General features: G+C 69.5%; 27 protein-coding genes and 1 pseudogene. 17 read left to right on the plus strand and 11 right to left on the minus strand.

Going from position 1 to position 26,208, the window contains the following annotated elements; genetic code table 11:
* Window positions 1-274: 274 nt before the first annotated feature.
* Window positions 275-1,075: an HPF/RaiA family ribosome-associated protein gene (locus OG390_RS45385; protein ID WP_406176217.1), complete on the plus strand. Its 801-nt coding sequence runs from the start codon at window positions 275-277 to the stop codon at window positions 1,073-1,075.
* 61 nt (window positions 1,076-1,136) lie between these two features.
* On the opposite strand, the gene OG390_RS45390 is transcribed toward OG390_RS45385, so the two are convergent.
* A complete protein-coding gene (locus OG390_RS45390; protein WP_406176219.1) occupies window positions 1,137-2,471 on the minus strand; it encodes a phosphoribosyltransferase family protein in 1,335 nt (444 codons plus the stop codon).
* 309 nt (window positions 2,472-2,780) lie between these two features.
* Here OG390_RS45390 and OG390_RS45395 point away from each other — a divergent pair, with 309 nt between their 5' ends.
* The 5 genes from OG390_RS45395 (at window position 2,781) to OG390_RS45415 (ending at window position 7,216) form a co-directional block, all read left to right on the plus strand.
* Complete coding sequence (locus tag OG390_RS45395; RefSeq protein ID WP_406176220.1) at window positions 2,781-3,608, plus strand: YbhN family protein; 828 nt, start codon at window positions 2,781-2,783, stop codon at window positions 3,606-3,608.
* A 184-nt stretch (window positions 3,609-3,792) separates the two neighbouring features.
* A complete protein-coding gene (locus OG390_RS45400) occupies window positions 3,793-4,263 on the plus strand; it encodes a universal stress protein (RefSeq protein ID WP_406176222.1) in 471 nt (156 codons plus the stop codon).
* A 355-nt stretch (window positions 4,264-4,618) separates the two neighbouring features.
* Complete coding sequence (locus OG390_RS45405) at window positions 4,619-4,843, plus strand: hypothetical protein (RefSeq protein ID WP_406176224.1); 225 nt, start codon at window positions 4,619-4,621, stop codon at window positions 4,841-4,843.
* A 20-nt stretch (window positions 4,844-4,863) separates the two neighbouring features.
* Window positions 4,864-5,922: an RNA 3'-terminal phosphate cyclase gene (rtcA, locus tag OG390_RS45410; protein ID WP_406176226.1), complete on the plus strand. Its 1,059-nt coding sequence runs from the start codon at window positions 4,864-4,866 to the stop codon at window positions 5,920-5,922.
* Between the two features lie 265 nt (window positions 5,923-6,187).
* Window positions 6,188-7,216 carry a 6-phosphofructokinase gene (locus OG390_RS45415; protein ID WP_406176228.1) on the plus strand — a complete coding sequence of 343 codons (1,029 nt, stop codon included), beginning with the start codon at window positions 6,188-6,190 and terminating at the stop codon, window positions 7,214-7,216.
* Window positions 7,217-7,234: 18 nt separating this feature from the next.
* Here the strand turns inward: OG390_RS45415 and OG390_RS45420 are convergent, their stop codons facing one another.
* Window positions 7,235-8,095 (minus strand): universal stress protein, encoded by an 861-nt coding sequence (locus OG390_RS45420; protein WP_406176230.1) that lies wholly within the window; start codon window positions 8,093-8,095, stop codon window positions 7,235-7,237.
* 375 nt (window positions 8,096-8,470) lie between these two features.
* On the opposite strand from OG390_RS45420, the gene OG390_RS45425 reads away from it, so the two are divergent.
* Both OG390_RS45425 and OG390_RS45430 read left to right on the plus strand, forming a co-directional pair.
* The gene (locus OG390_RS45425) at window positions 8,471-9,385 is read left to right on the plus strand and encodes a class I fructose-bisphosphate aldolase (RefSeq protein WP_406176232.1); all 915 of its coding nucleotides are present in this window, start codon (window positions 8,471-8,473) and stop codon (window positions 9,383-9,385) included.
* Between the two features lie 308 nt (window positions 9,386-9,693).
* Window positions 9,694-10,758, plus strand: a complete 1,065-nt coding sequence (locus OG390_RS45430; RefSeq protein ID WP_406178258.1) for a patatin-like phospholipase family protein — start codon at window positions 9,694-9,696, stop codon at window positions 10,756-10,758.
* A gap of 43 nt (window positions 10,759-10,801) precedes the next feature.
* Here the strand turns inward: OG390_RS45430 and OG390_RS45435 are convergent.
* The 5 genes and pseudogenes from OG390_RS45435 to OG390_RS45455 all read right to left on the minus strand — a co-directional run.
* Window positions 10,802-10,966 (minus strand): annotated as a pseudogene (locus OG390_RS45435) (xanthine dehydrogenase family protein subunit M); the annotation flags it as partial.
* A gap of 126 nt (window positions 10,967-11,092) precedes the next feature.
* Window positions 11,093-12,196 (minus strand): hypothetical protein, encoded by a 1,104-nt coding sequence (locus OG390_RS45440; protein ID WP_406176234.1) that lies wholly within the window; start codon window positions 12,194-12,196, stop codon window positions 11,093-11,095.
* 56 nt (window positions 12,197-12,252) lie between these two features.
* Window positions 12,253-12,507 (minus strand): DUF5133 domain-containing protein, encoded by a 255-nt coding sequence (locus OG390_RS45445; protein WP_406176235.1) that lies wholly within the window; start codon window positions 12,505-12,507, stop codon window positions 12,253-12,255.
* 103 nt (window positions 12,508-12,610) lie between these two features.
* Window positions 12,611-12,787, minus strand: a complete 177-nt coding sequence (locus tag OG390_RS45450) for a hypothetical protein (RefSeq protein ID WP_406176237.1) — start codon at window positions 12,785-12,787, stop codon at window positions 12,611-12,613.
* A 100-nt stretch (window positions 12,788-12,887) separates the two neighbouring features.
* Window positions 12,888-13,121, minus strand: a complete 234-nt coding sequence (locus tag OG390_RS45455) for a hypothetical protein (protein WP_406178259.1) — start codon at window positions 13,119-13,121, stop codon at window positions 12,888-12,890.
* Window positions 13,122-13,147: 26 nt separating this feature from the next.
* Here OG390_RS45455 and OG390_RS45460 point away from each other — a divergent pair, with 26 nt between their 5' ends.
* The gene (locus OG390_RS45460) at window positions 13,148-13,519 is read left to right on the plus strand and encodes a DUF488 domain-containing protein (RefSeq protein ID WP_406176239.1); all 372 of its coding nucleotides are present in this window, start codon (window positions 13,148-13,150) and stop codon (window positions 13,517-13,519) included.
* 250 nt (window positions 13,520-13,769) lie between these two features.
* Here the strand turns inward: OG390_RS45460 and OG390_RS45465 are convergent, their stop codons facing one another.
* Window positions 13,770-15,488 (minus strand): FAD-dependent oxidoreductase, encoded by a 1,719-nt coding sequence (locus OG390_RS45465; protein WP_406176241.1) that lies wholly within the window; start codon window positions 15,486-15,488, stop codon window positions 13,770-13,772.
* A gap of 234 nt (window positions 15,489-15,722) precedes the next feature.
* Here OG390_RS45465 and OG390_RS45470 point away from each other — a divergent pair, with 234 nt between their 5' ends.
* From OG390_RS45470 to OG390_RS45500, 7 genes are all read left to right on the plus strand, one after another.
* On the plus strand, window positions 15,723-16,847 hold the full coding sequence (locus OG390_RS45470) for a SchA/CurD-like domain-containing protein (RefSeq protein ID WP_399079477.1): 1,125 nt from the start codon (window positions 15,723-15,725) through the stop codon (window positions 16,845-16,847).
* A 71-nt stretch (window positions 16,848-16,918) separates the two neighbouring features.
* Window positions 16,919-17,401: a cupin domain-containing protein gene (locus tag OG390_RS45475; RefSeq protein ID WP_406176243.1), complete on the plus strand. Its 483-nt coding sequence runs from the start codon at window positions 16,919-16,921 to the stop codon at window positions 17,399-17,401.
* Window positions 17,398-18,666 (plus strand): beta-ketoacyl-[acyl-carrier-protein] synthase family protein, encoded by a 1,269-nt coding sequence (locus tag OG390_RS45480; protein WP_406176245.1) that lies wholly within the window; start codon window positions 17,398-17,400, stop codon window positions 18,664-18,666. Before OG390_RS45475 ends, OG390_RS45480 begins: the two co-directional genes overlap by 4 nt.
* Window positions 18,663-19,910 carry a ketosynthase chain-length factor gene (locus OG390_RS45485; RefSeq protein WP_406176247.1) on the plus strand — a complete coding sequence of 416 codons (1,248 nt, stop codon included), beginning with the start codon at window positions 18,663-18,665 and terminating at the stop codon, window positions 19,908-19,910. Before OG390_RS45480 ends, OG390_RS45485 begins: the two co-directional genes overlap by 4 nt.
* A 23-nt stretch (window positions 19,911-19,933) precedes the next feature.
* Window positions 19,934-20,191: a phosphopantetheine-binding protein gene (locus OG390_RS45490; RefSeq protein ID WP_399079468.1), complete on the plus strand. Its 258-nt coding sequence runs from the start codon at window positions 19,934-19,936 to the stop codon at window positions 20,189-20,191.
* Window position 20,192: 1 nt separating this feature from the next.
* On the plus strand, window positions 20,193-20,672 hold the full coding sequence (locus OG390_RS45495; protein ID WP_406176249.1) for an SRPBCC family protein: 480 nt from the start codon (window positions 20,193-20,195) through the stop codon (window positions 20,670-20,672).
* A gap of 24 nt (window positions 20,673-20,696) precedes the next feature.
* Entirely contained in the window at window positions 20,697-21,032 is a 336-nt protein-coding gene (locus tag OG390_RS45500) for a TcmI family type II polyketide cyclase (RefSeq protein ID WP_406176251.1), read from the plus strand.
* Between the two features lie 86 nt (window positions 21,033-21,118).
* Here the strand turns inward: OG390_RS45500 and OG390_RS45505 are convergent, their stop codons facing one another.
* Both OG390_RS45505 and OG390_RS45510 read right to left on the minus strand, forming a co-directional pair.
* Window positions 21,119-22,147, minus strand: coding sequence for a methyltransferase (locus OG390_RS45505; RefSeq protein ID WP_406176253.1), 1,029 nt, complete (start codon window positions 22,145-22,147; stop codon window positions 21,119-21,121).
* 52 nt (window positions 22,148-22,199) lie between these two features.
* Window positions 22,200-23,261, minus strand: coding sequence for a nitrous oxide reductase family maturation protein NosD (locus OG390_RS45510; protein ID WP_406176254.1), 1,062 nt, complete (start codon window positions 23,259-23,261; stop codon window positions 22,200-22,202).
* Between the two features lie 195 nt (window positions 23,262-23,456).
* Between OG390_RS45510 and OG390_RS45515 the strand changes: the two genes are divergently transcribed.
* Entirely contained in the window at window positions 23,457-23,660 is a 204-nt protein-coding gene (locus tag OG390_RS45515; protein WP_399079458.1) for a cold-shock protein, read from the plus strand.
* 234 nt (window positions 23,661-23,894) lie between these two features.
* On the opposite strand, the gene OG390_RS45520 is transcribed toward OG390_RS45515, so the two are convergent.
* A complete protein-coding gene (locus tag OG390_RS45520; RefSeq protein ID WP_406176256.1) occupies window positions 23,895-26,114 on the minus strand; it encodes an NADP-dependent isocitrate dehydrogenase in 2,220 nt (739 codons plus the stop codon).
* Window positions 26,115-26,208: the final 94 nt, after the last annotated feature.

A 26,208-nucleotide genomic window follows, 5' to 3' on the forward strand; every position in this document is an offset into this window, starting at 1 on the left:
ATCTCACGCCCTTGGGTCGGCATCGAACCCCGTCTACCAGCCTCAACCCGGTTGTTCCGGGGTGGCATGGGTCGAATGGCCCTGATGGGGGCCGTCCGGTCAGCGCCCGCCCGGGCTCGCGGCCGAGCTCTCGAGCCCGCCGCTGCATGGGCCGTTCTGCCATGTCCGCTCAGGGGCGAGGAGGTCTGATCGGTCAGGGACGGCCACACCGACCGTGCGTACAGGCCCAATGAGCGTAAGTGTGGATAGTGGCATACGGCGCAAGGAGGCTGCCATGAAGCGACCGGCACCACAGCAGGCTCCCGAGATCCAGGTGGAAACCCAGGGGCAGATGCCGCCGGGAGCCGTCGAGTACGCCCAGGAGAAGGTGCGGGCACTCACCGGCCGGACGCGGGAGCCGGTTCTGTACGCTCGCGTCAAACTGACCTGTATGGCCAACCCCGCCATGGAGCGGCCGGCGATCGCGCAGGCCAATCTGGACGTCAACGGGCGTCCTGCCCGCGCGCATGTCTCTGCCGACACGGTGACCGAGGCTGTCGACCTGCTGCAGGACCGGCTCGCTGGGCGGCTGGAGCGGCTGGAGGAGCACTGGGAGGCGCGGCGAGGCAAGGCGCCGGTGTCGGGCCCGCACGAGTGGCGCCACGGCAGCGAGCCCGCCCACCGTCCCGGTTACTTCCCGCGCCCGGCCGAGGAGCGACAGGTCGTACGGCACAAGGCCTACTCGCTGGCCCGGGAGTCGCCCGACGAGGCGGCCTTCGAGCTGGAGGCGATGGACTACGACTTCCACCTCTTCACCGACATCGGCACCGGAGAGGACAGCGTGCTGTACCGGTCCGGCCCGGCGGGCTATCGCCTCGCCCAGGTGCACCCCCACCACGAGCTGGTCGGCCCTGTGGCCGTGCCGCTCACCGTGAGCGACCTCGCCGCTCCTCGGATGGACGCGGCCGAGGCGAGACAGCGGCTGGAACTCACCGGGTTCCCGTTCGTGTTCTTCGCCGACGCCACCACCGAGCGGGGAAACATCCTCTACCACCGCTACGACGGCCATTACGGCCTGATCTCCCCTGTCGAGTAGCGAGGCACGAGGATTGTGCCGCCGCAGCGCACCGAGCAGCCGCCCCTGTCCGGCCCCGCCGTCAGAATCGGCCCGCCGCGTGAGCAGCCGGGGCCATATGGTCGGTGAACCAGTCACGGGCCAGGTCGGTGACCTTCTCCAGAGCACCGGGTTCCTCGAAGAGGTGGGTGGCGCCGGGGACGACCGCGAGCCCGTTCTCGCAGTGCAGCCGGGCCTGAGCATCGCGGTTGAGACCGAGCACCAGCTGATCGTGGCCCCCGACGATCAGCAGCGTGGGTGCCGTCACCGCCGGCAGCCGCGGACCGGCCAAGTCCGGCCTGCCGCCGCGGGAGACGACCGCGGCGATCCGGGCGCCGGGCTCGGCGGCGGCCCAGAGCGCGGCGGCCGCGCCGGTGCTCGCGCCGAAGTATCCGATGGCCAGCTCCTGGGCCTCGGGCTGCTCGCGCAGCCAGCCGGTGGCGTCTGTGAGCCGGCGGGCGAGCAGGTCCGTGTCGAACACGTTGGCCCGGTCGGTCTCCTCAGCCTCGGTGAGGAGGTCGAACAGTAGGGTGCCCAGCCCGGCCCGGTTCAGGCCGGCCGCGACGAACCGGTTGCGCGGGCTGCGGCGGCTGCTGCCGCTGCCGTGCGCGAACATCACGATCCCGAGCGCGCCCTCGGGGACCGTGAGCTGTCCCCGCAGTACCAGCGGACCCGCTCGCACATCGGCTTCCCGGTCCTCGGGCAGGGCATGACCCGGCGGAGTCCGGCGGGTGCTCACCGAGCGGGCGAGGGCCTTCTCCAGGCAGGCGATGACCTCGTCGTCGTCGGTCTGGGAGAAGTCGGCGTAGAACTGACCGATGGCGTAGAAGTTCCCCGGCGTGTGCAGGCACACCAGTTCGTCGGCGTCCGCGCCGAGCCGCGCGGTCCAGTCATGCGGTGCCACGGGAACCGCGAGCACAATCCGTGCGGCCCCGCGAGCGCGGGCGATCCGGCAGGCCGCTCGCGCCGTCGAACCCGTGGCCACCCCGTCATCGACCACCAGCACCATGCGGCCTTCGAGCCCGAGTGGTTCCCGCCCACCCCGGTAGCGTCGGGCGCGGCTCTCCAGTACCTCCCGCTCGCGTGCCTCGACCTCGGCCAGCTCGTCCAGGGTGACACGGGCGGTGCGTACCACCTCGTCGTTGATCACTCGGACGTCGCCTTCGCCGATGGCCCCCATGCCCAGTTCCGGCTGGAACGGCACGCCGAGTTTGCGTACGAGGCAGACATCCAGCGGCGCGCCGAGGGTCTGGGCGACCTCTGCGGCGACCGGAACCCCTCCGCGGGGCAGCCCCAGCACCACGACGTCGGACCCCTTGAGGTGCTTCAGGCGGGCTGCCAACTGTCGGCCGGCATCTCGGCGATCCACGAAGTACATGATCCGGCCTCCTTGCCCCGGCGGAACACGGTGGGGCACGGCGAGCAACACGATGCGCCCCGTACCTCCATCCTCACTCTGACACGAAGAGTTGAGTGAGTGCGCTGGTCAAGCCTGTCGGTGGCCGCTGAAAAGTTTGAGAGACCGCCGACACAAGCCGTTGCTGCGATGGTGCTGGATCCGGGGTTGCCCTCCCCGCGTGAGGACGGTGTACAGGTTCTGGGCGTCAGGAAAGCCGTCACTGTCTGGGCATGCTTTCGTTGTGCGACGACGACAAGGAGTCAAGAGCGCCCTTGTCGCCATGCGGTGGTGACAGCTCGTCATTGCCGTGTACTCGCGTACCGTCCGGCGTGCAGGGGGCCGTTCCGGGCAGCGGGTCGGACCGCCGGTTTCAGCGGTGGGGCGGCGTTCTCCGCCGCCTGGGTCTTCCGGCAGCTGCGCCGCCGGGGCGCGGAGCAGGTGCTCGCGGCCGCCGTGCTGCTGGTGGCCGGTGCGCTGTCGATACTCGCTCTGGCCGTCCTGCTCGTGGCCGGCGTGGTCGCCGCGGGACCGGCGGGGCTGCGGAGCGTTCTGCTTCCCGTAGACGGCGCGCTGCTGGTCCTGGGGACCGCCTTGGCGGTCGTCGGAGCATCCCGCTTCTCGGGCTTCCGTAACGCGGTGGGACGAGCGTGGACGAGCGCCGGGCGGCGCTCCCGCCGTATCCAGCAGGGCCAGGAGGCACTCGCCCAACTGGTCGAACAGGCCCACGGCCTGCAGCCCGGACTGCGGCCCTGGCTGCGACCGTTCGCCTTCGCGCTGCTGAACTGGGTCTTCGACGTCGCTTGTCTGGCCGCCAGCCTGTGGGCGCTCGGCATCGGCGTGCCCTGGCACAGCCTGCTGCTCGTCTACGTTCTCACCCAGATCCCCGGCAGCCTGCGCCTGACCCCGGGCAGCCTCGGCATCGTGGAGACGAGCCTGTCCGCACTGCTCGTCCTGTACGGCCTTCGGCCCGGTCCGGCGATCGCCGCGACGCTCCTGTACCGGGCAGTCAGCTATTGGGCCCTGCAACCCATCGGTTGGGCGAGCTGGCTCGCCATCACCCTCCAGGCCGGTACGCCCGGCACCCCACCACGGCACTCGAACGACGCGGCAACCTGAGCCCGTAGCGGGCGAAAGCCCGGCCTCGTCTCCCTGGCCGGCGAAAGGTGATCAAGGCAGGTGTTCCGAGACCATGGAAGGAGCCGAGAGAGCTCCGTGTGTGTCTGCCGGTTGGGCAGAGGGCTCTCATCGGGGCTCCGTGGTGGCGCACGGGGTTCCGGCCTCGACACCTGGGAGGTGCGCGATGGCGCCCCGTGGTCGGCAGCCGATCGTTGTTGGCGTGGACGGGTCCGCGGCGAGCGAGGAGGCGCTGCGATGGGCGGCTGGGCAGGCCGAGCTGACCGGGGCCGAGTTGCGGGTGATCACCGCATGGCGGCTGCCGGTGACGTACGGGTATCCCCCCGACTACTCGGGTGTCGGCTACCAGGACAGGGCCCGGGAAACGCTCGATGCCGCGATCGGCCAGGTACTTGGCCCGACGCCACGGCTCGCCGTGGACGCCCGGGTCGAAGAAGGCCACCCTGCCCAGGTTCTCCTCGCCGCCGCGGGCGAGGCGGACCTGCTTGTCGTCGGCAGCCGCGGGCACGGTGCCTTCACGGGGATGCTGCTTGGCTCAACGGCCCAGCACTGCCTGCGCCACGCACCCTGTCCCGTGCTCGTCGTGCCGCCCGGTACGGCCACTGGGAGCCGAGGGATCGCGGGCCGACCGGCCTGACCCGACAGCGTTCCCCAACTGCGGGAGTCAGGAAATGGCCCGGCCTGCCCGGGGTGAGCGTGGAACGGAATCGGTGCGCGGTCCTGCTCCGGGTCGGTGCGACCGGCGCGGTGGTGCTGGACCACTGGCTGCCCGCCGGCGCACGAAAGAGAGGCTTGGGGCCCCTTGGCATGGGCTGTTCGGCCTCAGCGGGACGGCGTCGAGCGCGGCGCACTGGAGATGTCGGCCGAGGCAACCAGAGCAGGGGAAGCCTGGTGGCCTTCTGGGAAGAGCTGCTGGACGGGACGTGGCTGTGCGTCGCCGGTAGCGTGGTCAGTATCCGGAGCGTGGTCGCCGTGCTTCCGCTGCGCGGACCGTGAAGCAGACCGCCGAGCAGGTTGGACTGACGCCCGGGCGGGTGCGCCGGCTCGGGAAGAAGGCCCTGGCGCAGCTCCGTTCCCCAGAGCGTCACACGCCGCGGGCCGCATGGGCGGGATGTGACGGGGAGGCCGCGAAACGCGGGCTCACGCACGACGCCATGAACGCTTTGGGCGTCGAGCTGCCGCGGACCGCTCCGAAGGGTCAAGAGCGAGTCGTGTGAGAGGTGCGGAGTACGTCCTGATGAGCTCTCTGCTGGAGATCGACGGAGCCGCCTGCGCCGGGTCAGGCATGATCGTTCGCCAGGCCGTGGCATACGCGGCCGTGACGGGCACCCCGGTTCATCTGCACCATGTCCGGGCGCGCCGGCCGCGCCCCGGACTGCGTCGGCAGCACCTCGGCGCGGTCGAGGCGGTCCGCATGCTGGTCGGTGGAACGGTTGAGGGGGCGTCGCTGGGCTCACGCGAGTTCACCTTCTGCCCCGGCGGTGAGCGGCCGCGAGGACAGTACGCGTTCGATGTCGGAACATCGGGGTCGGCCACTGCGCTGTCCCTCGCGCTGCTGCCCGTCCTCGCCACCGCTGACGAGCAGCCGATCCGAGTCGAACTGACCGGTGGACTGTTCCAGGACCGGGCGCCCTCCGCCTTCCATCTGCAGCACGTGCTCGCCCCGCTGCTCGCCCGCATGGGACTCGCGGTCGCTGTCACGCTGGTGCGGCCCGGTTACGTGCCCACCGGCGGCGGTGTGCTGCGACTCGAGGTCCGGCCTGACGGTCCCCTCGCACCTCTGGATGCGGAGCGGCCTGGGCCGGTGCGGTCGGTGTGGGGGATCGCCCTCGCCTCCCACCTGCAGGAACGCCGAGTGAGTCAACGCATGGCAGACAGCGCCCGCGAGACCTTCACCCGGGCCGGATACGAAGCCCGCATCGACGAGCGCGAGGACACCAGCGCCCTCCAGCCGGGGGCCGGGCTCGCCGTATTTGCCGATCTGACCGGCGGGTGGCGGCTCGGGGCGGACTGGGCGGGAGCCCGTGGGCGACCGGCTGAGGCGATCGGGCGGGCCACCGCGGAGCGACTGCTGGAGGACGTGCGCACCGGTGCCGTACTCGACCGTTTCGCCTCCGACCAGATCATCACGTTCACCGCGCTGGCTCGAGGCCGCAGCCGTGCGCGGCTGGCCGAAGTGAGCGACCACGTCCGTACCGGGGTCTGGCTGGCGAACCTTTTCGGCGTGGCACGAGCGACCCTGCACGGACGTCTTCTCGTCGTCCAGGGCGACGGAACTGCCGGCGAGCGTTCCTGATCAGGTGTCACCACGTGGTGTGCAGCCGCTCTGCCCAGGCACCCTGGCTGCCCTGCGGGCATGGCTGTCGTCAAGGCCGCACGCCAGGGAGCCGGACGAGAGGGGCACACCGTGCGCTCCGTCCCGGGTGGGTTCAAGCTGGAGACAGATCTCCATACGGGCACCGGCTCACTCGAGGCCGGTGGCGCCCGAGGTCGGAAACTGTGACACGCCGCCGTGCTGTGACATGCGTGATCACGACGGGCGAAGGCAAGGGAGAGCAGTCATGCGGGTGGGAGTATTGACCGGCGGTGGCGACTGTCCCGGTCTCAATGCGGTGATCCGCAGCGTCGTTCGCAAGGGCGTGCAGGAGTACGCCTGGAAGTTCCTCGGGATGGTCGACGGGTGGGCCGGTGCGGTCAAGGACGTGACCACGCCCTTGGACGTCCCGGCCGTGCGCGGAATCCTTCCGCTCGGCGGCACGATTCTCGGCTCCTCCCGCACCAACCCCCTCCGGCTTGAGGACGGCATCGACCGCATCAAGAACACTCTCGGCGCGCACAAGATCGATGCTCTCGTTGTCATCGGCGGCGAGGACACGCTCAGCGTCGCGACCGCACTGTCCGATGCGGGGGTCAACCTGGTCGGCGTGCCCAAGACCATCGACAACGACGTGGGCGGCACGGATTACACCTTCGGCTTCGACACCGCCGTCAGCATCGCGACCGAGGCCATCGACCGTCTGCACACCACCGCGGAGTCCCACAAGCGCACTCTCGTTGTCGAAGTGATGGGTCGCCACTCCGGGTGGATCGCTCTGCATGCCGGCGTCGCCGGGGGCGCGAACGCCATCCTCATCCCGGAAGTGGATTTCGATCTCGATCAGGTGTGCGCCTGGGTGGAGAAACGCTTTGAGATCAACTACGCGCCGATCGTCGTCGTGGCCGAGGGAGCCGTACCCAAGGCCGGACAGATGGTGGTCAAGGACGAGTCACGCGATGAGTTCGGGCACGTGCGGCTGTCCGGGATCGGTGACTGGCTGGCCCGGCAGGTCGAGCACCGCACCGAGAAGGAGGCCCGCACGACGGTTCTCGGTCACGTCCAGCGCGGTGGCACACCGAGCGCGTTCGACCGGTGGCTCGCCACCCGCTTCGGTCTGCACGCCGTGGACGCGGTCAAGGACGGCGACTTCGGCACGATGATGGCTCTGCGCGGCACGGACATCACATGTATCCCGCTGGCCGACGCGACGAAGGCGACCAAGCGGGTGCCGCAAGAGCTGTACACGGAGTTCGACGTGTTCTTCGGCACCTGACGCTGCCACGTGGCGACGTCACACATGCGGAATGATGACCACCGGGCAGCGAGAGTGATGCAGGACGGCGTGGGCCACGGGGCCCAGCCGCCGCTCAGCCGCCTGAGGGCTCGAGCGCCGACCCAGGACGAGCAGGTCGGCTCGCTGTGAGGCGTTTACCAGGGCGTAGGCCGGGTGGAGGAGTACCACATCAGCCAGCACGGGGACTCCCGGATACTTGTCTTGCCAGATTTGGAGCACGTCGGACAGCCGTTGGACTTCCTGGTCCTCCCACGCCGCCCGGTCTTCTTCGGGCACTGCGACCGCAGTCCACGAAGCATGGCCGGAGAAAGCCCACGCGTGCACGGCCCGCAATCGAGCGCCGCGCAGCTGAGCGGCGCCGAACCCGAAGTCCAGAGGTGACTCGGCCACGTGCCCCATGTCCACGCCCACGCACACCTCGGCATCATGTGCTGCCACGGCCGGGCTCCTGGGAACGATCGCGACGGCGCAGGAGGCGGTGCTCGCCGTCGCCAGCGCCGTTGAGCCCACGACGAGGCCGTCGAACCCGCCTTCTCCTCGTGCTCCGACGACGAGGAGTTCGGCCGTCTCGCAAGCCGAGAGCAACCCGGCCGCGGCCGCGTCGGCGACCTGTACGGCGTTCATCGCCACGCGGGGATACCGACTGGCAAGGTCGGTGTTCGCGCGCTGGAGCAGTTCCTCGCCGGTCTGCTGCCATGAGAAGGCGACCGGCTCATCGCCGGAGTCGCGGGCGGGGGCCGGCGCGGCGTGCACGAGACGCAGCTCGAGGCCTCGAAGAGCTGCCTCCCCGGCGGCCCACTCGGCCGCGACGAGACTTCCTGGGGATCCGTCGATCCCGACTACGACAGAGCGGGTCATCCTGGACTCCTTCCCGGCACCGCCTCGTGTGCAACTGGACAGGTGCTCTCCCGCCCTCGACGCGGTGTCCGTCTCATGGCGGTCGTCACCTCCTCGTGACCATTGTGAATGTGGAACCGGGGTGACACCCCTGGAGGCGGCCGTGCTGCCAAGGGAGGGAGGTGACTCAAGGGGTCCAGGAAACCGCGGAGCCCCGCGTGATGCGGGCCGTGCCGTAGCGACCGAGTCCCCGAGCGCCTGTGGCCGGCCGGGAAGACGCAGGGTGAGGGACACGCACTTCGGTCCGACGACGGCGTCCCGGACGCGCCGTTCGGTCCCGTACACGGGACCGAACGGCCCTGCCGGACATTTCGCCATGTATGTGACCCTTGTGGCATGAAGAGACAACCAGGCAAAGGCATCAACGGCGCCGGGCTCGGCACGGGGAAGAAGACCCGCCTCAACCGGATCCTTCATCAGCACGGCCTGCGCAACGGTACTGCGATCTTCCTGCCGTACGACCATGGACTGGAACACGGCCCGCGGGACTTCTTCGACAACCCCGTCGTGAGCGACCCGGCATACATCATCCGGCTGGCGCTGGAGGGAGGGTTCAACGGGATCGCCGTCCAGATCGGGCTGGCTGAGAAGTTCTACTGGGACTACGCCGGCGAGGTTCCCCTGATCCTCAAGTTGAACGGGAAAACGGATATTCCCTCCGACGCCGAGGCCCTGTCCCCGCTGCACGCGTCCGTCGCCGATGCGGTCCGCCTTGGAGCCGATGCTGTGGGCTATACGCTGTATGTCGGCAGCCCTGCCCAGGAAACGGACTTCCGGCAGCTTCGGCAGGTCCGGGAGGACGCGCAACGGTTCGGTATGCCACTGATCGTGTGGGCGTACCCGCGCGGCGCGGCGATCGAGGCCAAGGGGGGCAGGGATTCCTTCTACGCCGTCGACTACGCTGCGCGAACCGCCGGCGAACTCGGCGCGGACATGGTCAAGGTGAACTTCCCTCATCCGGAGAAGGTGTCCGGGGTCAAGGCGGCTTACCAGCGTGATTTCTCCGCCCAGCAGGCCATCGATTCGGTGGTGCGTTCGGCGAACCGCACCTTGGTGCTGGTTTCCGGTGGGGAGAAGGCGGGCGACGAGGCCATGCTGGAGAAGACACGACAGTCGATGGAGGCCGGCGCCACCGGGCTGATCTTCGGCCGCAACGTCTGGCAGCGTGAGCACGATGAGTCGCTCCGGTTCGTGGCCCGGCTCCAGGACATACTCGCCAAGTACCCCCAAGCAGGCGTATCCAGTGCCTGAGCCACGGGAACGGACGCGGTGTGGACGGTCATGGAGGCTGAGGCCGACCGCAGGCACGCGCGCCCCGTCAGTCGCGCGTGGCGCTGGCCGGATCGGTGCCTCATCCGCAGCCGAGGCAGCTGAAGTGGGCCGGGCATTGCAGGAACTTGACGACGCCACCGGCATCGGCATCGGCCCCGAAGGTCCGATCTCCCTCACCACCACACGTCGTGGCCACGTGCGTTGAGCAGCCGCGACACGGCCGAAAGGTGCTACATCAGGGATTCACTTCCTTTCAAACGATATTGCGGGAGAGGCGGTGGTTGAAGATGGCGCCGCAAGCGACAGGTTTCGAAGGCTTCGAGGCGTCGGGCCCGCCGCTTTCGTTTTCAGGCGGGCGCAGAGGCCTGGTTCTCGGCGCCGGCGGGAGTCTGGGTGCCGCGTGGACGATCGGCGCTCTGTGTGCCCTGGAGGACGCCTGCGGGTGGGATTCACGTACCGCGGACATCATTCTGGGCACCTCTGCGGGCGCCATCGTGGGTTCACTGCTGGCCATCGGGGCACGCCCGTCGGATTTGCGCGACCATCAGCGGGGCGCCGCGACGGTGGCCTCTGGTCCAGCGGGCAGGGTCCTTGGCGACTATGACACCTGGGTGGGCGGCGCGTTGCCGCGTATTCCCAAGCCGGGGATCGGGTCACTGAAACTGCTGGGCAGTTTGGCCAGGCAACCACATCGGATGCCGCTCACCACTCTGATCGCCGCGTGTGTACCACCCGGGCGAGGAAGCCTGGACGGCGTCCGCGACTTGTTCCGTCGGCTCGACATGGCCGACCGCTGGCCCGGCGGCACCTCCTTGCGTGTGACTGCCGTGGACCTGGACAGCGGCACCCGCGTGCTGTTCGGGGAGCCGGGCGCACCTGACACCGACCTCGCTTCGGCAGTCACAGCCTCGTGCGCCCTCCCCGCGTGGTTTGAGCCCGTACAGATCAATGGGCGGCGGTTCGTGGACGGCTGCGCCTGGTCGGACACCAACCTCGACCTGTTGGTCGGCCAGGACTTGGACGAGGTGGCCGTGCTGGCGCCCACCTCCGCCGACCGGATGGACCACCCGCGCAGTATCCCCGCCAGAGTCGAGCGCCGGCTGCGCCGGATCGCGACCCGGCGGCTACTGCGCGAAGCCCAACTCGTGCGGGAGGCAGGCACTCGGGTGCGGCTGATCGTTCCCGGACCGGAGGACCTGGCAGCCATGGGTGCGAATCTGATGGACCCTCTGCACCGACTGACCGTCCTGGAGACCTCGCTGCAGACGACGGCTGCAGCCTTGCGCGGACCCTGCCCGCACCAGACAGCTGCACCGTCCGGCCCTGGCCCGGCCGACCGACGCACGGCCTGACAGGGCACAGAGTCAGCCGGCCTTTTCGGGGCGGAGGCGTCCTCGCCGCATCCGCGGCGAACTCGTAGGACTGCCGGTAACGCACCGTCAAACAGCACGATTTCAGCGGGCGCGGGAGCGCCAGGACCTCCACCGCCGTAATCAACTCATACTGCCCAATGGCCTGTTCGCGGTCCGGGGTACTGCCCGGTCGCAACAGGAAGTCTGCGCGTCGGCAGGACGGTCGGCACGGCTTCCACGGCATGGTGTCCACGCCCACTCCCCCCGGACCGGCGAACTTCGCCTCGGTATCACATCGCCGCGTAGGAGCAGCGCTACGGCCGCCGACGTCAGATCAGACGACGGGTCCGGGTTCGGCATAGCGGAGCAGAACGCCCACGCCCTCGTGCAGTCTCAGCTGGTTCACGGGGACGAGGACGAGTTCGGCCTTGGTGCCGACCAGGGCGCGGGTGAGCACCGCGTCGGCACGCTGCTCGCGGACGTCCTCGATGCCGTAGGAGCGCAGTTCCTGTTCGGTGAGGGCGAGTTGGCCGGGTTCCGGGCCGACCCACAGGCGGAGCGGTGATTCGGGGTGGTGGTTGAGGAAGAGGGCTTTGACCCGGCCGCGTTGCAGTGCCGACACGGCTGCGGCAACGCCTTCCGCCGACGCTCCGTCGTGTGCCCGCTGGGCGAGGAAGGCTGCCAGCAGGGACCGGTCGTGCGCGGCCATGCGTCCGCTGAAGAGACTCTCGAGCCGGTGTTCCAACAGCGCCCGTCGCGGCTGGGACTCACCGGCACCCTCGACGGTGATGACCTGCCCGCGCAGGGGGGTGGGAAGCCGGCGGACGAGGATGCCACGGGCCCAGACATCCCCGGCGACGACCACCGCTTCCGCGTGGATACGCCGCGCGTGGCCCTCCAGCGCGCGGCCTGTGCGCGCGGCGGCGTTCAGCCAGTCGGTCACCGGGATCTCCTCGTGGAGTCGATGCCCCGGCGTGACCTTGGTCAGCGGCCACACGCCGACCTCGGCGTCGAGCCGCACGGTGCCGGTGGCGTCCGTGGAGTGACGGCCGCTGTAGTGGACGTGCGCCACCACGTAAGGGATCCCGGGGGAGTGCTGGACGATCAGCGGCAGGGTGTCCGGCAGTGTCCCGAAGTGCGCGGTGTCCCGTGCGGGCGGGTCGGGCAACTCGTCCAGCAAGGCCAGTCGCCCATGCGCGGTGAACACGGCCTGCCCGTGGGGACCGGGGACGTCGACGTCGCTGCCCACGGCCTTTGCCGCCGCGGTGAGGGAGTCCTGATCGGCACCCTCGGACGTCAGGGTGTCCCGCAGGTGGCGCCAGCGCAGTTCTATGGCCGCCTCGGGATCGTTGACGGCGCTGTCGCGGGAGGTGTCCAGATAGACGGATGCGAAGGGGCCGTTCTCCTTGTACAGGGCTTCGAGGAAGGAAAGTCTCATGCTCCACTCCTGAGGACACCACCCACGGAAGTGCCACTGGAGGTCCCGTTTCGAGGTCAGGGAACGACAGTCTGTGCCTGCCTGGCCTGATGCGCCGCCCGGGCCGAGGACACGGTGAGCAGGCGCTCTGCCTGCGTTGCGGCATCGGCGGCGTTGCGTTGGCCCATGAGAACGCAGAGTGTGTAGGCGGCGTCGTCGAGCCAACGGTAGCGGAGCGGGTCCGCCGGGTCGCGCAGCAGACCAGCCTGTGCGTACCGGTAGGCGCGCAGCGCCGCGGCGACAGACTTGGCGTGGGGCACCAGCATCTTCATGTCCGTTCTCCCTGCGCCGGCCGATGCCGTCACACGGCGGCCGGGAGAGGAGCCGAAGGCTCGACTGCCGCACAACGGCATCGCGGCGCACCGGACCGGGCCGTCAGGACCCGGTGATTTCGATGTGCCGCGACTTGGTGGCGTGCGCCATGGGCACGGTGACCGTCAGGGCGCCGCCGCTGAGCTCCCGTTCCTTGTCATCGACCGGTTCACCCCGTCCGAAGGCGGGCAACGTCCTCCCCAGCAGGCTGCCGGCCCGGTGTCGTACAGGCAGCGTCATCGCGGTTCACCTCCGTGAGTGTGTGGCATCCGGGTGATTTCCATAGTGCGCGTCTGCGTCGAACAGGGCGACTCAACCCCACAGGTCCGCCCGGTCCGCCTCACCCGAGGTCATCGAGAGGCTTTGCCGCCCTCGTGAGAGCGCGCCTGCAGCGGCTGAGCCCCTTCCACGGGTCCCGGTACTTGTCGAGTCGTTCGGGCAGGGTGCGCAGCGTCCACCGCTGCGGGCCGAGCCCCGGCTCGTCGAGTTCGTCCCAGTCCAGCGGCGTGGGGACCGGGGCGTGCGGGCGGGCGCTCCGAGGAGGTCGCCCTCCCGATGAATGATCAGGCTCGATAAAATGAGACGGAAGGGGGTTCGATCATGGCAAAGCAGATCAAATACCGCAGAGTCTATGAGGAGACCTCGCCCCGCGACGGCAGACGGATCCTGGTCGACCGTGTCTGGCCGCGGGGGATGCGCAAGGATGAGGCGGACATCGACGAGTGGCTGCGCGATGTCGCGCCCTCGACCGAACTGCGGAAGTGGTACGGCCACGAGCCCAGCCGCTTCACGGAGTTCCGCCACCGCTACCTCGATGAACTGCGCGACTCCGAGCACCGAGAGGCGGCAGGGCACCTGCGTGATCTCGCCGACCACGACAAGCTCACGCTGCTGACCGCCACCAAGGACGTGGACCACAGCCAGGCGGCCGTCCTCGCCGAGTGGCTGACCGGTGCGGCGCGACCCATGTAGCGCGCTGCGCGGTCATGCGACGAACAGCACCGGCACGCCGACCGGGAGCCGGGCGACGTGCTGCCGGGCCGGGTCGGCAGCACAACGGCGAGCATCGCCAGGCGCCCGACGGCATGGCTGGACAGCGGGCAACAGACCCGGTGGGTGCCGGGTGAGGACGTGCTGGAGCGCCGGTGAGCGACGTGGCACGTCAATGACATGCCACCCCGAACACCGGCGCTCCATCGGGTTCATCGCCCAGCTTGTGGGGTCAGCCCCGGTCCAGGATCGCCATGAGGGCTTGCTCCAACGCCGTCTCCGGGTCCGCCGACGGCCCTTTCGACCGCCACGCGACGAACCCGTCGGGGCGGACCAGCACCGCACCGTCCGCCGTGACGCCGTGGACCTCCGCCCAGTCCATGCCGTCCTCGGGGGACAGCAACGCGTCGGGCCCGCTGCCGATCCGGTACGAGTCGAGGGGCACGGACAGCCGTTGCGCGACGCCCTTCGCTGCGGAGTGCCATCCACCGCCGCCGTCCGCTGAGCTCAGGAGCACCATGGACCGCTCGTACAGGTCCAGGGTGGAGACCCGGGTGCCGGAGCGGTTCAGCCACATGTGGGGCGCCCGGCTACCGGGCTCGCCGGTCAGCCGCATGCCGTCGGGTACGACGGGCATCGCCGGGTCGGCACCCAGGATCGCGCCTTGCCGATAGCGGTAGCCCAGCGCCACGTTGAGGATTCCGTTCTTCCCGCCGGGACCGCCGGGACCGCCAGGACCGCCGGGACCGCCGGGACCACCAGGGCGCCCAGGGCCACTGGGCCCACCGACGCCGGGGCCGGGGGTGAACCCGGGGTGGCTGTGCTCGACCGAACGCGACGAAGCGCGGGCGCTGGTCGCCTCCGCGACCGGCCGGCGCTCCGCGTCGTAGGACCTCAGCAGTCCGGGACCGGCCCAGCCGCCCAGCACGGCGGCCAGCTTCCAGGCGAGGTTGTGCGCGTCCTGGATACCAGTGTTGGAGCCGAACGCCCCGGTGGGGGACATCTCATGGGCCGAGTCCCCGGCGAGGAACACCCTGCCGTCCGTGTACCGCTCGGCGACCCGCTCGGCGGCGTGCCAGGCGGCTCTGCCGGTGATCTCCACATCGAGACCCGGCACTCCGACGGCCCGCCGGATGTGCTCCACGCACCGCTCGTCGGTGAACTCCTCCAGGGTTTCGCCGTGTTCGGGATGCCAGGGAGCGTGAAAGACCCAGTGCTCCTTGTTGTCGACCGGCAGGAGCGCCCCGTCGGCATCCGGGTTGGTCAGGTAGCAGCAGATGAAGCGCCGGTCACCGACGACGTCCGCCAGAGCGCGGGACGTGAACGTGAGGCTCACGTTGTGGAACAGGTCACCCGGTCCGGTCTGCCCGATGCCGAGCCGCTCGCGGATGGGGCTGCGCGGACCGTCCGCGGCGACGAGGTAGTCCGCGCGGATGGTGGTGTGCTCGCCGGTGTCGCGGCTCTTGACCTGTGCGGTCACCCCGTTGGAGTCCTGGTCGAACGACATCAACTCCGTGGAGAAGCGCAGATCTCCGCTCAGCTCCCGCGCGCACTCCAGCAGCACCGGCTCGAGGTCGTTCTGGCTGCACAGACACCACGCGCTCGGGCTGAAGCGCGCAAGCCCGCCACCGGGGTCGATCTCCTTGAACAGCCACTCGCCGGCATCGCCCACCAGGGTCGGCGTCTGCATGATGCCGTGGTTCTCCGCCAGGATCGAGGCGGCGTCCCGGATGCGCTGCTGAGCCCCGGCCACCCGGAACAACTCCATGGTGCGCACGTTGTTTCCACGCCCACGCGGATGGATCGACGTGCCCGAGTGACGCTCGACGAGCATGTGCGGCACGCCAAGACGCCCCAGGAACAGGGAGGTGGACAGGCCCACCAGAGAGCCGCCGACGATGAGGACGGGCGTGTGGTGACCGACCTCGCCGGCCTCTTCCGATCGGTTCATTGAATGCCTCCAGCGTCACCTGCGAGGTGAGTCAGGGATGGGATGCAGTTTCCATGCCCTGTGCTGACCGGTTCGCTCGCTCGGGGCACCCGGATGGCACGCGGTTCACTCGTCCGCCCCGTGGGGCTCGCGCACTTCGGAGGTCCCGTCAACGATCGGCTCATGGCGACCCCGGCCTTTCGGGACACGGCGGTCGTTCCTGACCTTCCGTAATGAAGAGGAGAGGTGTGCCGGATGACCACCACGGGACGTATATCGCAGTCGGCGTTCGACGGCTCCAGGCTGCGGGTGATCCTGCTGCTCGATCTGTACGAAGGAGCCCAGCAGCAGTTCCTCGACGCGTATGAGCACATGCGCAATCAGGTCGCGTCGGTGCCCGGTCACCTCAGTGACCAGCTCTGCCAGTCGATCGAAAACCCTTCGCAGTGGCTCATCACCAGCGAGTGGGAGAGCGCTCCGCCCTTCCTGGCCTGGGTGAACAGCGAGGAGCATGTCGAAACGGTCCGGCCGATGCACGACTGTGTCCGGGACACCCGGTCGATGCGCTACAGCATCCTCCGGGAGACCAGCCCGGCTCAGCCGCTCACGCCGGAGTCGGCCAAGGCGGCCATGCAGGTGGAGGCCCGAGTGGGCGACGGTGTGGCACGCCACGCGCTCACCTTCACCGTCAAGCCGGGCTCCGAATCGAAGGTCGCCGAGATCCTGGCGGGGTACAAGTCCCCCCAGGCCCAGGTCGACGACACCACGCGGCTGCGCCGTACCTCACTGTTCATGCACGGCAACCGTGTCGTGCGGGCGGTGGAAGTGGAGGGCGACCTCCTTGTGGCCCTGCGCCACGTCGCGCGTCAGCCCGAGGTGCGGGCGGTCGAGGAGGCCATCAACCCGTACCTGGAGCAGGAGCGGGACCTGACCGACGACGGCTCCGCGCGGGTCTTCTTCACCCGAGCGGCGCTCCCGGCCGTGCACCACGTGGTGGCCGGTCGGCCGGAACCCGCAAACCTGCGGCGGCACGCGCTGTACTACCCGGCCAAGCGGGGCTGCGGGATGGAGCTGGCCCGGTTGCTCGCCCACCAGGACGAGGCCGCGGCGGACGACCCGAAGAGCCCGGTGTACGGAAGCACCGTCTTCCAGCGTGACGACACCGTGGTGCGCCTCATCGACCTGGTGGGCGACTTCGACGCGGACCCCGTCGCCTCGCTGGGCCTCAAGGGTCCCAAGAAGGCGGCGGAGCTGGAGCGCCTCCTCGACGGTGCCGCGATCGGCGTCGAGGGCTCCCTGGAGACGGAACGCAACATCAACCGCCTCCTGTCGCACGCCGACATGATGCCCATCACCGACCGCAGCTCGGCGGATTCCTGACGGAACGGCCGCGGGCCCCTGCCCGCGGCCGCTCCACCCGGACGTCCCAGCCACACCCGGAGGTATCAAGCATGATCAAGCAGCATCCACGCATCGTGGACCTGAGCGAGACGGAGCCCAACCGCAGGCGCGGAGGTGACATCCGGGCCATGCTCACGCCCGCCACGGCGGGTTCCACCAGCGGCTTCATGGGCCTGGCCCTCATCCAGCCCGGCGAGCGCATCGGCGAGCACTACCACCCGTACTCCGAGGAGTTCGTGTACGTCGTCACGGGCGCGCTCGAGGTCGACCTGGATGGCGACACGCACGCGCTGAAGCCCGATCAGGGCCTCTTGATCCCCATCAACATGCGGCACCGTTTCCGCAATGTCGGCGACACGGAAGCCCGCATGGTCTTCCACCTGGGCCCGCTCGCCCCGCGTCCGAGTCTCGGTCACGTGGACACGGAGGGGACCGACGACACCGTGCCCAGCCGCGAGGTCGCCACCGCCGGGACGGATCTGTCCGCGTCGGACCACGGACAGCCGTCCGAGCGAAGTGGGGCCATAAAGTGACCCGGCGGGTGGCCGTCACCGGTATCGGTGTGGTCGCTCCGGGCGGCACCGGGGCGACGGCGTTCTGGGACCTGCTCTCCCATGGCCGCACCGCGACCCGCGGCATCACGCTGTTCGATCCGGCGGGCCTGCGCTCGCGGATAGCCGCCGAATGCGATTTCGACCCGCTCGCGCACGGTTTGGACCCGGAGCTGCGCGACCACGCCGACCGGTACATACAGTTCGCCGTGGTCGCCGCCGGGGAAGCCGTACGCGACTCCGGCCTCGACTCCGGCCGGGAAGACCCCTGGCGCGTCGGAGTGTCGCTGGGCAGCGCGGTCGGCGGCACCACCCGCCTGGAACACGACTACGTTCAGGTCAGTGAGCGCGGCCGGCGGTGGGACGTGGACCACCGCGCGGCCGACCCGAAACTGCACCTGGCGTTCTCGCCCAGCACGCTCGCCTCGGTGGTCGCCGAGCAGTTCGGCGCTCAAGGCCCGGTACAGACCGTATCCACCGGCTGCACCTCCGGACTCGACGCGGTCGGCTACGCCTTCCACACCATCGAAGAGGGCCGGGCCGACGTCTGCATCGCCGGGGCGTCGGACTCGCCGATATCGCCGATCACCATGGCGTGCTTCGACGCCATCAAGGCGACGTCGCCCAACAATGACGACCCCGAGCACGCCTCCCGGCCCTTCGACGCACACCGCAACGGCTTCGTCATGGGCGAGGGCGCCGCGGTGCTGGTCCTGGAGGAGTACGAGCACGCCCGAGCCCGCGGCGCGCACGTGTACTGCGAGATAAGCGGCTACGCCACCTACGGCAACGCCTACCACATGACCGGTCTGACCGGTGAGGGGCTGGAGATGGCCCGGGCGATCGACACCACGCTCGACCAGGCCCGCCTCGACCCCACGCTGATCGACTACGTCAACGCGCACGGCTCGGGCACCCGACAGAACGACCGGCACGAGACCGCCGCGGTCAAGCGGTCCCTGGGCGCGCACGCCTACGACACGCCCATGAGCTCCATCAAATCCATGGTGGGGCACTCGCTGGGCGCGATCGGGGCGATAGAGGTCGTCGCCTGCGTCCTCGCCCTGAAGCACCAGGTCGTGCCGCCGACGGCGAACTACGAGACTCCCGACCCCGAGTGCGACCTGGACTACGTGCCGTGCACCGCCCGCCCACGGAAGCTGAAGAACGTGCTCTCCGTCGGCAGCGGATTCGGCGGCTTCCAGTCCGCGGTGCTCCTGACCGGGCCGGGTGGGAGGACACCATGAGCACTCAGCGCCCACCTCGTGCGGCGATCACCGGAATCGGTGTGATCGCGCCCAACGGCCTGCGCGTCGACGCGTACTGGAAATCCGTCAAGGAAGGCCTCGGCGTTCTGGACCGGATCACCCGCGAGGGGTGCGAGCACCTGCCGCTCCGCGTCGCGGGCGAGGTCCGGGCCTTCGACGCCGCGGCCCTCATCGAGGAGCGATTCCTCGTCCAGACCGACCGGTTCAGCCACTTCGCCATGGCCGCGGCCGCCCTCTCCCTCGACGACGCCGGGCTCGCCAACGGTGACCCCGCGGAGCCCTACGACATCGGCGTGGTCACCGCCGCCGGATCCGGCGGCGGCGAGTTCGGGCAGCGGGAGCTGCAGAAGCTGTGGGGACAGGGATCCCGGTTCGTCGGCCCGTACCAGTCCATCGCCTGGTTCTACGCCGCCAGCACCGGCCAGATCTCCATCCGGGGCGGCTTCAAGGGGCCGTGCGGAGTGGTCGCGAGCGACGAGGCGGGTGGTCTGGACTCCATCGCGCATGCGGCCCGGGTGGTACGGCGCGGAACCGCCGCGGTGGTCGTCGGAGCCGCGGAGGCGCCGCTGGCCCCGTACTCGATGGTCTGTCAGCTCGGCTACCCCGAGCTCAGCACCGTCGAGGACCCCGAGCGCGCCTACCGGCCCTTCACCGCGGGAGCCTGCGGCTTCGCTCCGGCGGAGGGCGGCGCCATGCTCGTCGTGGAGGACGAGACCCGCGCCCGCGACCGCGGGGCGGCCGTCCGGGCCACCGTGGCCGGCCATGCCGCCACATTCACCGGCGCCTCCCGATGGGAGCGGTCCAGAGAGGGGCTCGCCCACGCGATCCGGGGCGCCCTCGACGAGGCCGACTGCGCCCCGGAGGAGATCGACGTCGTGTTCGCCGACGCCCTGGGCGTACCGGAGGCGGACCGCGCCGAAGCGCTGGCCATCGCCGACGCGCTGGGGGCGCACGGTACCCGCGTGCCCGTCACCGCGCCCAAGACCGGAATGGGGCGGAGCTACTGCGCGGCACCCGTGCTGGACACTGCGGCCGCGGTGCTCGCCATGGAACACGGCCAAGTACCCCCTACTCCGAACGTGTTCGACATCTGCCACGACCTCGACCTGGTGATGTCTCGCGCTCGCCCCGCCGAACTGCACACGGCCCTGGTCCTCAGCAGGGGACTGATGGGCTCCAACGCGGCGCTGGTCGTGCGCCGCGGCGGCGACTCCGCCCGGTAGTACCGGGCGGGAAGGAGAACAACATGATCATCGAAGTGACTGTCGACGAGCTGGCCAGGCTGATGAAGAAGGCGGCCGGCGTCACCGTCGACCCCAAGGACCTCGCGCACTCGTCGGACTCGCCCTTCGGCACCCTCGGCCTCGACTCGCTCGGCCTGCTCGGCATCGTCGGCGAGTTGGAGAACCAGTACAGCAAGCCGCTGCCTCCCGACGCCGAGCGCTGCAAGACCCCCCGTGAATTCCTCGACCTCGTCAACACGACCCTCAAGGCTGGAGCCTGAAGTGGTAGGACACACCGAGAACAGCATCACCATCGACGCCCCTCTCGACCTCGTCTGGGACATGACCAACGACATCGAGAACTGGCCCCAGCTCTTCAGCGAATACGCGTCGCTGGAGGTGCTCTCCCGCGACGGCGACACGACGACCTTCCGGCTGACCATGCACCCGGACGAGAACGGGAAGGTCTGGAGCTGGGTCTCGGAGCGGACCATGGACCGCGCCAAGCGCACGGTCCGGGCCCGCCGCGTCGAGACCGGCCCCTTCGCCCACATGAACATCCTGTGGGAGTACAAGGAGACCCCGCAGGGCACCCACATGCGCTGGGTGCAGGACTTCGCGATGAAGCCCGAGGCCCCGGTCGACGACGCCTGGATGACGGACAACATCAACCGCAACTCGCGCGTCCAGATGGCCCTCATCCGGGACCGGATCGAGCAGGCCGCCCGCGACCGTCAGGCCGCCCCCGTCATGCCCCGCTGATCGCCGGCCCCGAAAGGACACTCGATGCACCACGCCCTGATCGTCGCCCGCATGGCGCCGGATTCGGCGCCGGCGATCGCCGATGTCTTCGCCGCATCCGACCGCGGCGAACTCCCGCATCTGATCGGCGTCAACCGTCGCAGCCTCTTCCAGTTCGGCGACGTGTACATGCACCTGATCGAAGCCGACCAGGACCCCGCGCCCGCCATCGCGAAGGTGGCCGGACACCCCGAGTTCCGGAGCATCAGCGAGCAGCTGTCGGCGTACGTCAGCGCGTACGACCCGCAGACGTGGCGCAGCCCCAAGGACGCCATGGCGCAGTGCTTCTACCGCTGGGAGCGGGACGCCTCCGTTTCCTGAACGGGCGCCCGAAGAAGACCCGAGGCCGCCGGCTCCGCGACAGACGCGGAACCGGCGGCCTCGGGTCTTCTTCGGGGGAGAGAAGCTCAGCTGGGGATGGTGCACTCGAAGGCGTGGAGGTAGGCGTTGACCGGGCGGATCTCGCCGATGACCAGGCCGGCGTCCGTCAGCCGTTCGACCATGCTCTTCTGCGTGTGCTTGGCGCCGCCGACGTTGAGGAGCAGCAGCAGGTCCATGGCCGTCGTGAACTTCATCGACGGGGTGTCGTCCACGAGGTTCTCGATGACGACGACGCGGGCACCGGGCCGCGCCGCCTTCCGGACGTTCGCCAGCGCCCTGCGGGTGCTCGCGTCGTCCCACTCCAGGATGTTCTTGATGATGTACACATCCGCCTGGACCGGGATGTCCTCGCGGCAGTCCCCGGCCACGATGCGCACCCGATCGGCCAGCGAACCTCCGCTCCGCAGACGCGGATCGGCGTTCTCCACCACACCTGGCAGGTCGAGCAGCGTGCCGTGCATCTTGGGGTGCTTCTCCAGCAGGCTGGCCACGACCTGCCCCTGACCGCCGCCGATGTCCGCGACCGAGGACACGTTCCGCAGGTCGAGCAGGTTGGCGACGTCCCGTGCCGACTGCTCGCTGGACGTCGTCATGGCCCGGTTGAAGACATACGCCGACTCGGGGGCCTCTTCGTTGAGATACTCGAAGAACTCCCTGTCGTACACGTCCTCGAAGACGTTCCGGCCGGAGCGCACCGCCTCGTCGAGCTTGGGCCAGACGTTCCACGTCCACGGCTCGGTGCACCACAGCGCGATGTAGCGCAGGCTGTGCGGATCGTCCTCGCGCAGCAGCCGGGACATCTCCGTGTGCGCGAAGGTGCCGTCGGGGTGCTCCATGAAGACGCCCTGGCAGGACAGCGCGCGCAGCAGCCGGCGCAGTGTCCGCGGCTGGGCCTTCACCGCTGCCGCCAGGTCCTCCACGCTCATGGGCGTTTCTTCCAGGGCGTCGGCCACACCCAGGCGGGCGGCCGCGCGTACGGCGGCGGCGCACGCCGCCCCGAAAACGAGCTCGCGCAGCCGCATGGGCGGCGGGGGAGCCGGATCAACGGTCGTCATCTGTTGCCTCGCTTCTGCTGTCGTGCTGCAAGTGGGGTGGGGAGCGGACCGGTCAGCACATTCCGGCGGGCTCGGAGACCGCGCACGTGTTGCCGTGGAAGATGTTGCCGCTGCCGGTGTCCCTGTTGGCCAGATCAGCGGTGCCGTTGCGCATCGCCACGTTGTCGCGGATCTCGTTGCGCTGGTTGTGGGCGCCTACGAAGCTCTTGAACAGCACGATGCCGCCCGACAGCGGGGAGGTGCCCACGTTGTCCTCGACCCGGTTGTCCGTCACCCGCGTGTCCTCGGCGCCGGTGAGGACGATCCCCGAGCCCTGAAGGAAAGGCAGCCGGGCGGTCTTGGGACAGTTCTTGTTGTTGGCGTGGAGGTAGTTGTGGTGCACGCTCAGGGCCCCGACGGCCGGCTTGTTCTCGTCGCCCACGACGAACACCGCGGTGCAGTTGCCCGTCGCTTCGTTGTGATCGACGGTCAGGTTCCGCAGTCGCCGCACCGTGACGCCGATCCGGTTGCCGACCAGGCGGTTGTGACTGACCACCGTTCCCTTGGTGTCGCGGGCGCCCTCCTCGGTGTTGACCGTATTGGACACGAACAGGCCCGCGTCGCCGTTGTTCTGGGCGGTGTTGTAGCGGAACACGCCGCGGACCGACTTCTCCTGGGCGATGCCCCACTGACCGTTCTTCTCGGAGGTCACGTTCCGCACGGTCAGCCGATCGGTCCCCGACGCCCACAGTCCGTGCTTGGCAAAGCCTCTGAGGGTCAGTGAGCGTACGGTGACGCCCGCGACGCGCTTGCTGTCGGTCCCGGTCACGCAGATGCCGTTGCCGGCCTTGGCACATGCGCTGTCGGCGGAGGCGGGGCCGGGCACGATGACGGTGGACTGGGCGTCGGAGCCCCGCAGCGTCAGGTTGGACACGGTGATGCTGACGCTCTCGTGGTAGGTGCCGGGGGACAGGACGATGGTGTCCCCCGGTCTGGCGGCGTTCACAGCCTTCTGGATCGATTCGCCGGCGCTGACCCGGTGCACCGTCAGGCTGTGGGCCGGCGGGGCGCAACCCAGTCCCGACGCCACGACAGCCGCGATGCAAGCGAGGTAGGCCATCTGTCGTTTGGTCATAGGCCGAAGCTATGAGCGGGAGTTCCGGCTCGCCACCGCTGATCACCCAGGTGGGCAGCCCCCGTCACAGAGCCAGAGCCAGGGCGGTGACGCGGTGAGAAAACGGGCCGCCGAGTGGTATGCATCGCGTGAGCACCCCCGGAGCGGCCACAGGCCGAGTCGTCGGCACCGCTTCGGGTGAAAAGAGAGACGATCATGGCTACAGGCACCGTGAAGTGGTTCAACGCCGAGAAGGGATTCGGATTCATCGCCCAGGACGAGGGCGGCCCTGACGTATTCGCCCACTACTCCAACATCAGCGCATCGGGCTTCAGGGAGCTTCAGGAGGGCCAGAAGGTCGAGTTCGACGTCGTCCAGGGCCAGAAGGGTCTGCAGGCAGAGAACATCCGCCCGATCTGACGGACCTCGTCCTCGGTCTGCAACCGACCGTGCAAGAAGGTCGGTTCGTACGAGCGCAGGGCTTGCGTCGGACTCCGGGCCCGCATGCCGGACGGGCGTGACTCCCGTGTCATGCGGCGCACACGGTTGGAGACATGAGGCCGACCGAGCACCCGTCATACGCAACCGCCCCGACCGGAGGATCCGGCCGGGGCGGCACCGTCACGGACCGGGGTCCGCGGGGTGGTGCGTATGTCAGGCGAGGGTCGCCAGCGCCTGGTTCCAGGTCGTCGACGGGCGCATGACCGCCGCGGCCTTGGCCGGGTCGGGCTGGTAGTAGCCGCCGATGTCGGCCGGGGAACCCTGGACCGCGATCAGCTCGTCGACGATCGTCTGCTCCTGCGCGGCGAGAGTCTCGGCGAGCGGGGCGAACGCCTTGGCGAGGTCCGCGTCGTCGGTCTGCTGCGCCAGCTCCTGCGCCCAGTACAGGGACAGGAAGAAGTGGCTGCCGCGGTTGTCGATGCCGCCGACGCGACGGGTCGGGGACTTGTCCTCGTTGAGGAAGGTCGCCGTGGCGCGGTCGAGGGTGTCCGCGAGGACCTGGGCGCGCGCGTTGCCCGTGGTCGTCGCGAGGTGCTCGAAGCTGGACGCCAGCGCGAGGAACTCGCCCAGGCTGTCCCAGCGCAGGTAGTTCTCCTTGACCAGCTGCTGCACGTGCTTCGGCGCGGAACCGCCGGCGCCCGTCTCGAAGAGGCCGCCGCCCGCCATCAGCGGAACGATCGACAGCATCTTGGCGCTGGTGCCCAGCTCCAGGATCGGGAACAGGTCGGTCAGGTAGTCACGCAGCACGTTGCCGGTGACGGAGATGGTGTCCTCGCCGCGGCGGATGCGCTCCACGGAGAGCTTGGTCGCCTCGATCGGGGACAGGATGCGGATGTCCAGGCCCTCGGTGTCGTGCTCCGGCAGGTACCGCTTGACCTTCTCGATGAGCACGGCGTCGTGCGCGCGGTTCTCGTCGAGCCAGAACACGGCCGGGTCGCCGGTCGCGCGGGCGCGGGTGACGGCCAGCTTCACCCAGTCCTTGATCGGGGCGTCCTTGGTCTGGCAGGCGCGGAAGATGTCACCGGCGGAGACGACCTGCTTCAGGACGACATTGCCGGCCTCGTCGACGAGGCGGACCGTACCGGTGGTCGGGATCTCGAAGGTCTTGTCGTGGCTGCCGTACTCCTCGGCCTTCTGCGCCATCAGACCGACGTTCGGGACCGAGCCCATCGTCGCCGGGTCGAAGGCGCCGTTGGCACGGCAGTCGTCGATGACGACCTGGTAGACACCGGAGTAGCTGCTGTCCGGCAGGACCGCGAGGGTGTCGGCCTCCTGGCCGTCCCGGCCCCACATGTGACCGGAGGTGCGGATCATGGCCGGCATCGAGGCGTCGACGATGACGTCGGACGGGACGTGCAGGTTGGTGATGCCCTTGTCGGAGTCGACCATCGCCAGCTCCGGGCCCTCGGCGAGCTCGGCGTCGAAGGAGGCCTTGATCTCGGCGCCCTCGGGCAGCGCCTCCAGGCCCTTGTAGATGCCGCCGAGACCGTCGTTCGGGGTGAGCCCGGCGCCGGCGAGGATCTCGCCGTACTTCGCGAACGTCTTCGGGAAGAAGGCGCGCACCACGTGACCGAAGACGATCGGGTCGGAGACCTTCATCATCGTGGCCTTGAGGTGCACCGAGAACAGCACGTCCTCGGCCTTGGCGCGGGCGATCTGCGCGGTGAGGAACTCGCGCAGCGGCGCGACGTGCATGACGGACGCGTCGACGACCTCGCCCGCGAGGACGGGTACCGACTCGCGCAGCACGGTGGTGGAGCCGTCGTCGCCCGTCAGCTCGATACGGAGCGTGCCCGGCTCGGTGATCACCGCGGACTTCTCGGTGGAGCGGAAGTCGTCGACGCCCATGGTGGCGACGTTCGTCTTCGACTCCGGCGTCCACTTGCCCATGCGGTGCGGGTGGGTCTTGGCGTAGTTCTTGACCGACGCGGGGGCGCGGCGGTCGGAGTTGCCCTCGCGCAGCACCGGGTTCACGGCGCTGCCCTTGACCTTGTCGTAACGGGCGCGGATGTCGCGCTCCTCGTCCGACTTCGGGTCGTCCGGGTAGCCCGGAAGCGCGTAGCCCTGCTCCTGCAGCTCGGCGATCGCGGCCTTCAGCTGCGGGATCGACGCCGAGACGTTCGGCAGCTTGATGATGTTCGCCTCGGGCGTCTTGGCCAGCTCACCGAGCTCGTGAAGGGCGTCCGCGATGCGCTGGCCCTCCTGGAGGAACTCGGGGAAGAGGGCGATGATGCGTCCGGCCAGCGAGATGTCACGGGTCTCCACAGTGACACCCGCCTGCGAGGCGTACGCCTGGACCACCGGCAGGAACGAATACGTCGCCAGGGCCGGGGCCTCGTCAGTGTGCGTGTAAATGATGGTCGAGTCAGTCACCGGGTGCTCCGCTCCACGTCTGCAACATTGCTCGACATCAAGATATCTCGTGAGCGGCCCCGACTCGACAGGGGTCCGCGCAGGGTCGGTCGGG

Origin of the sequence: Streptomyces sp. NBC_00996 (assembly GCF_045162675.1) — a bacterium.
GTDB lineage: Bacteria > Actinomycetota > Actinomycetes > Streptomycetales > Streptomycetaceae > Streptomyces.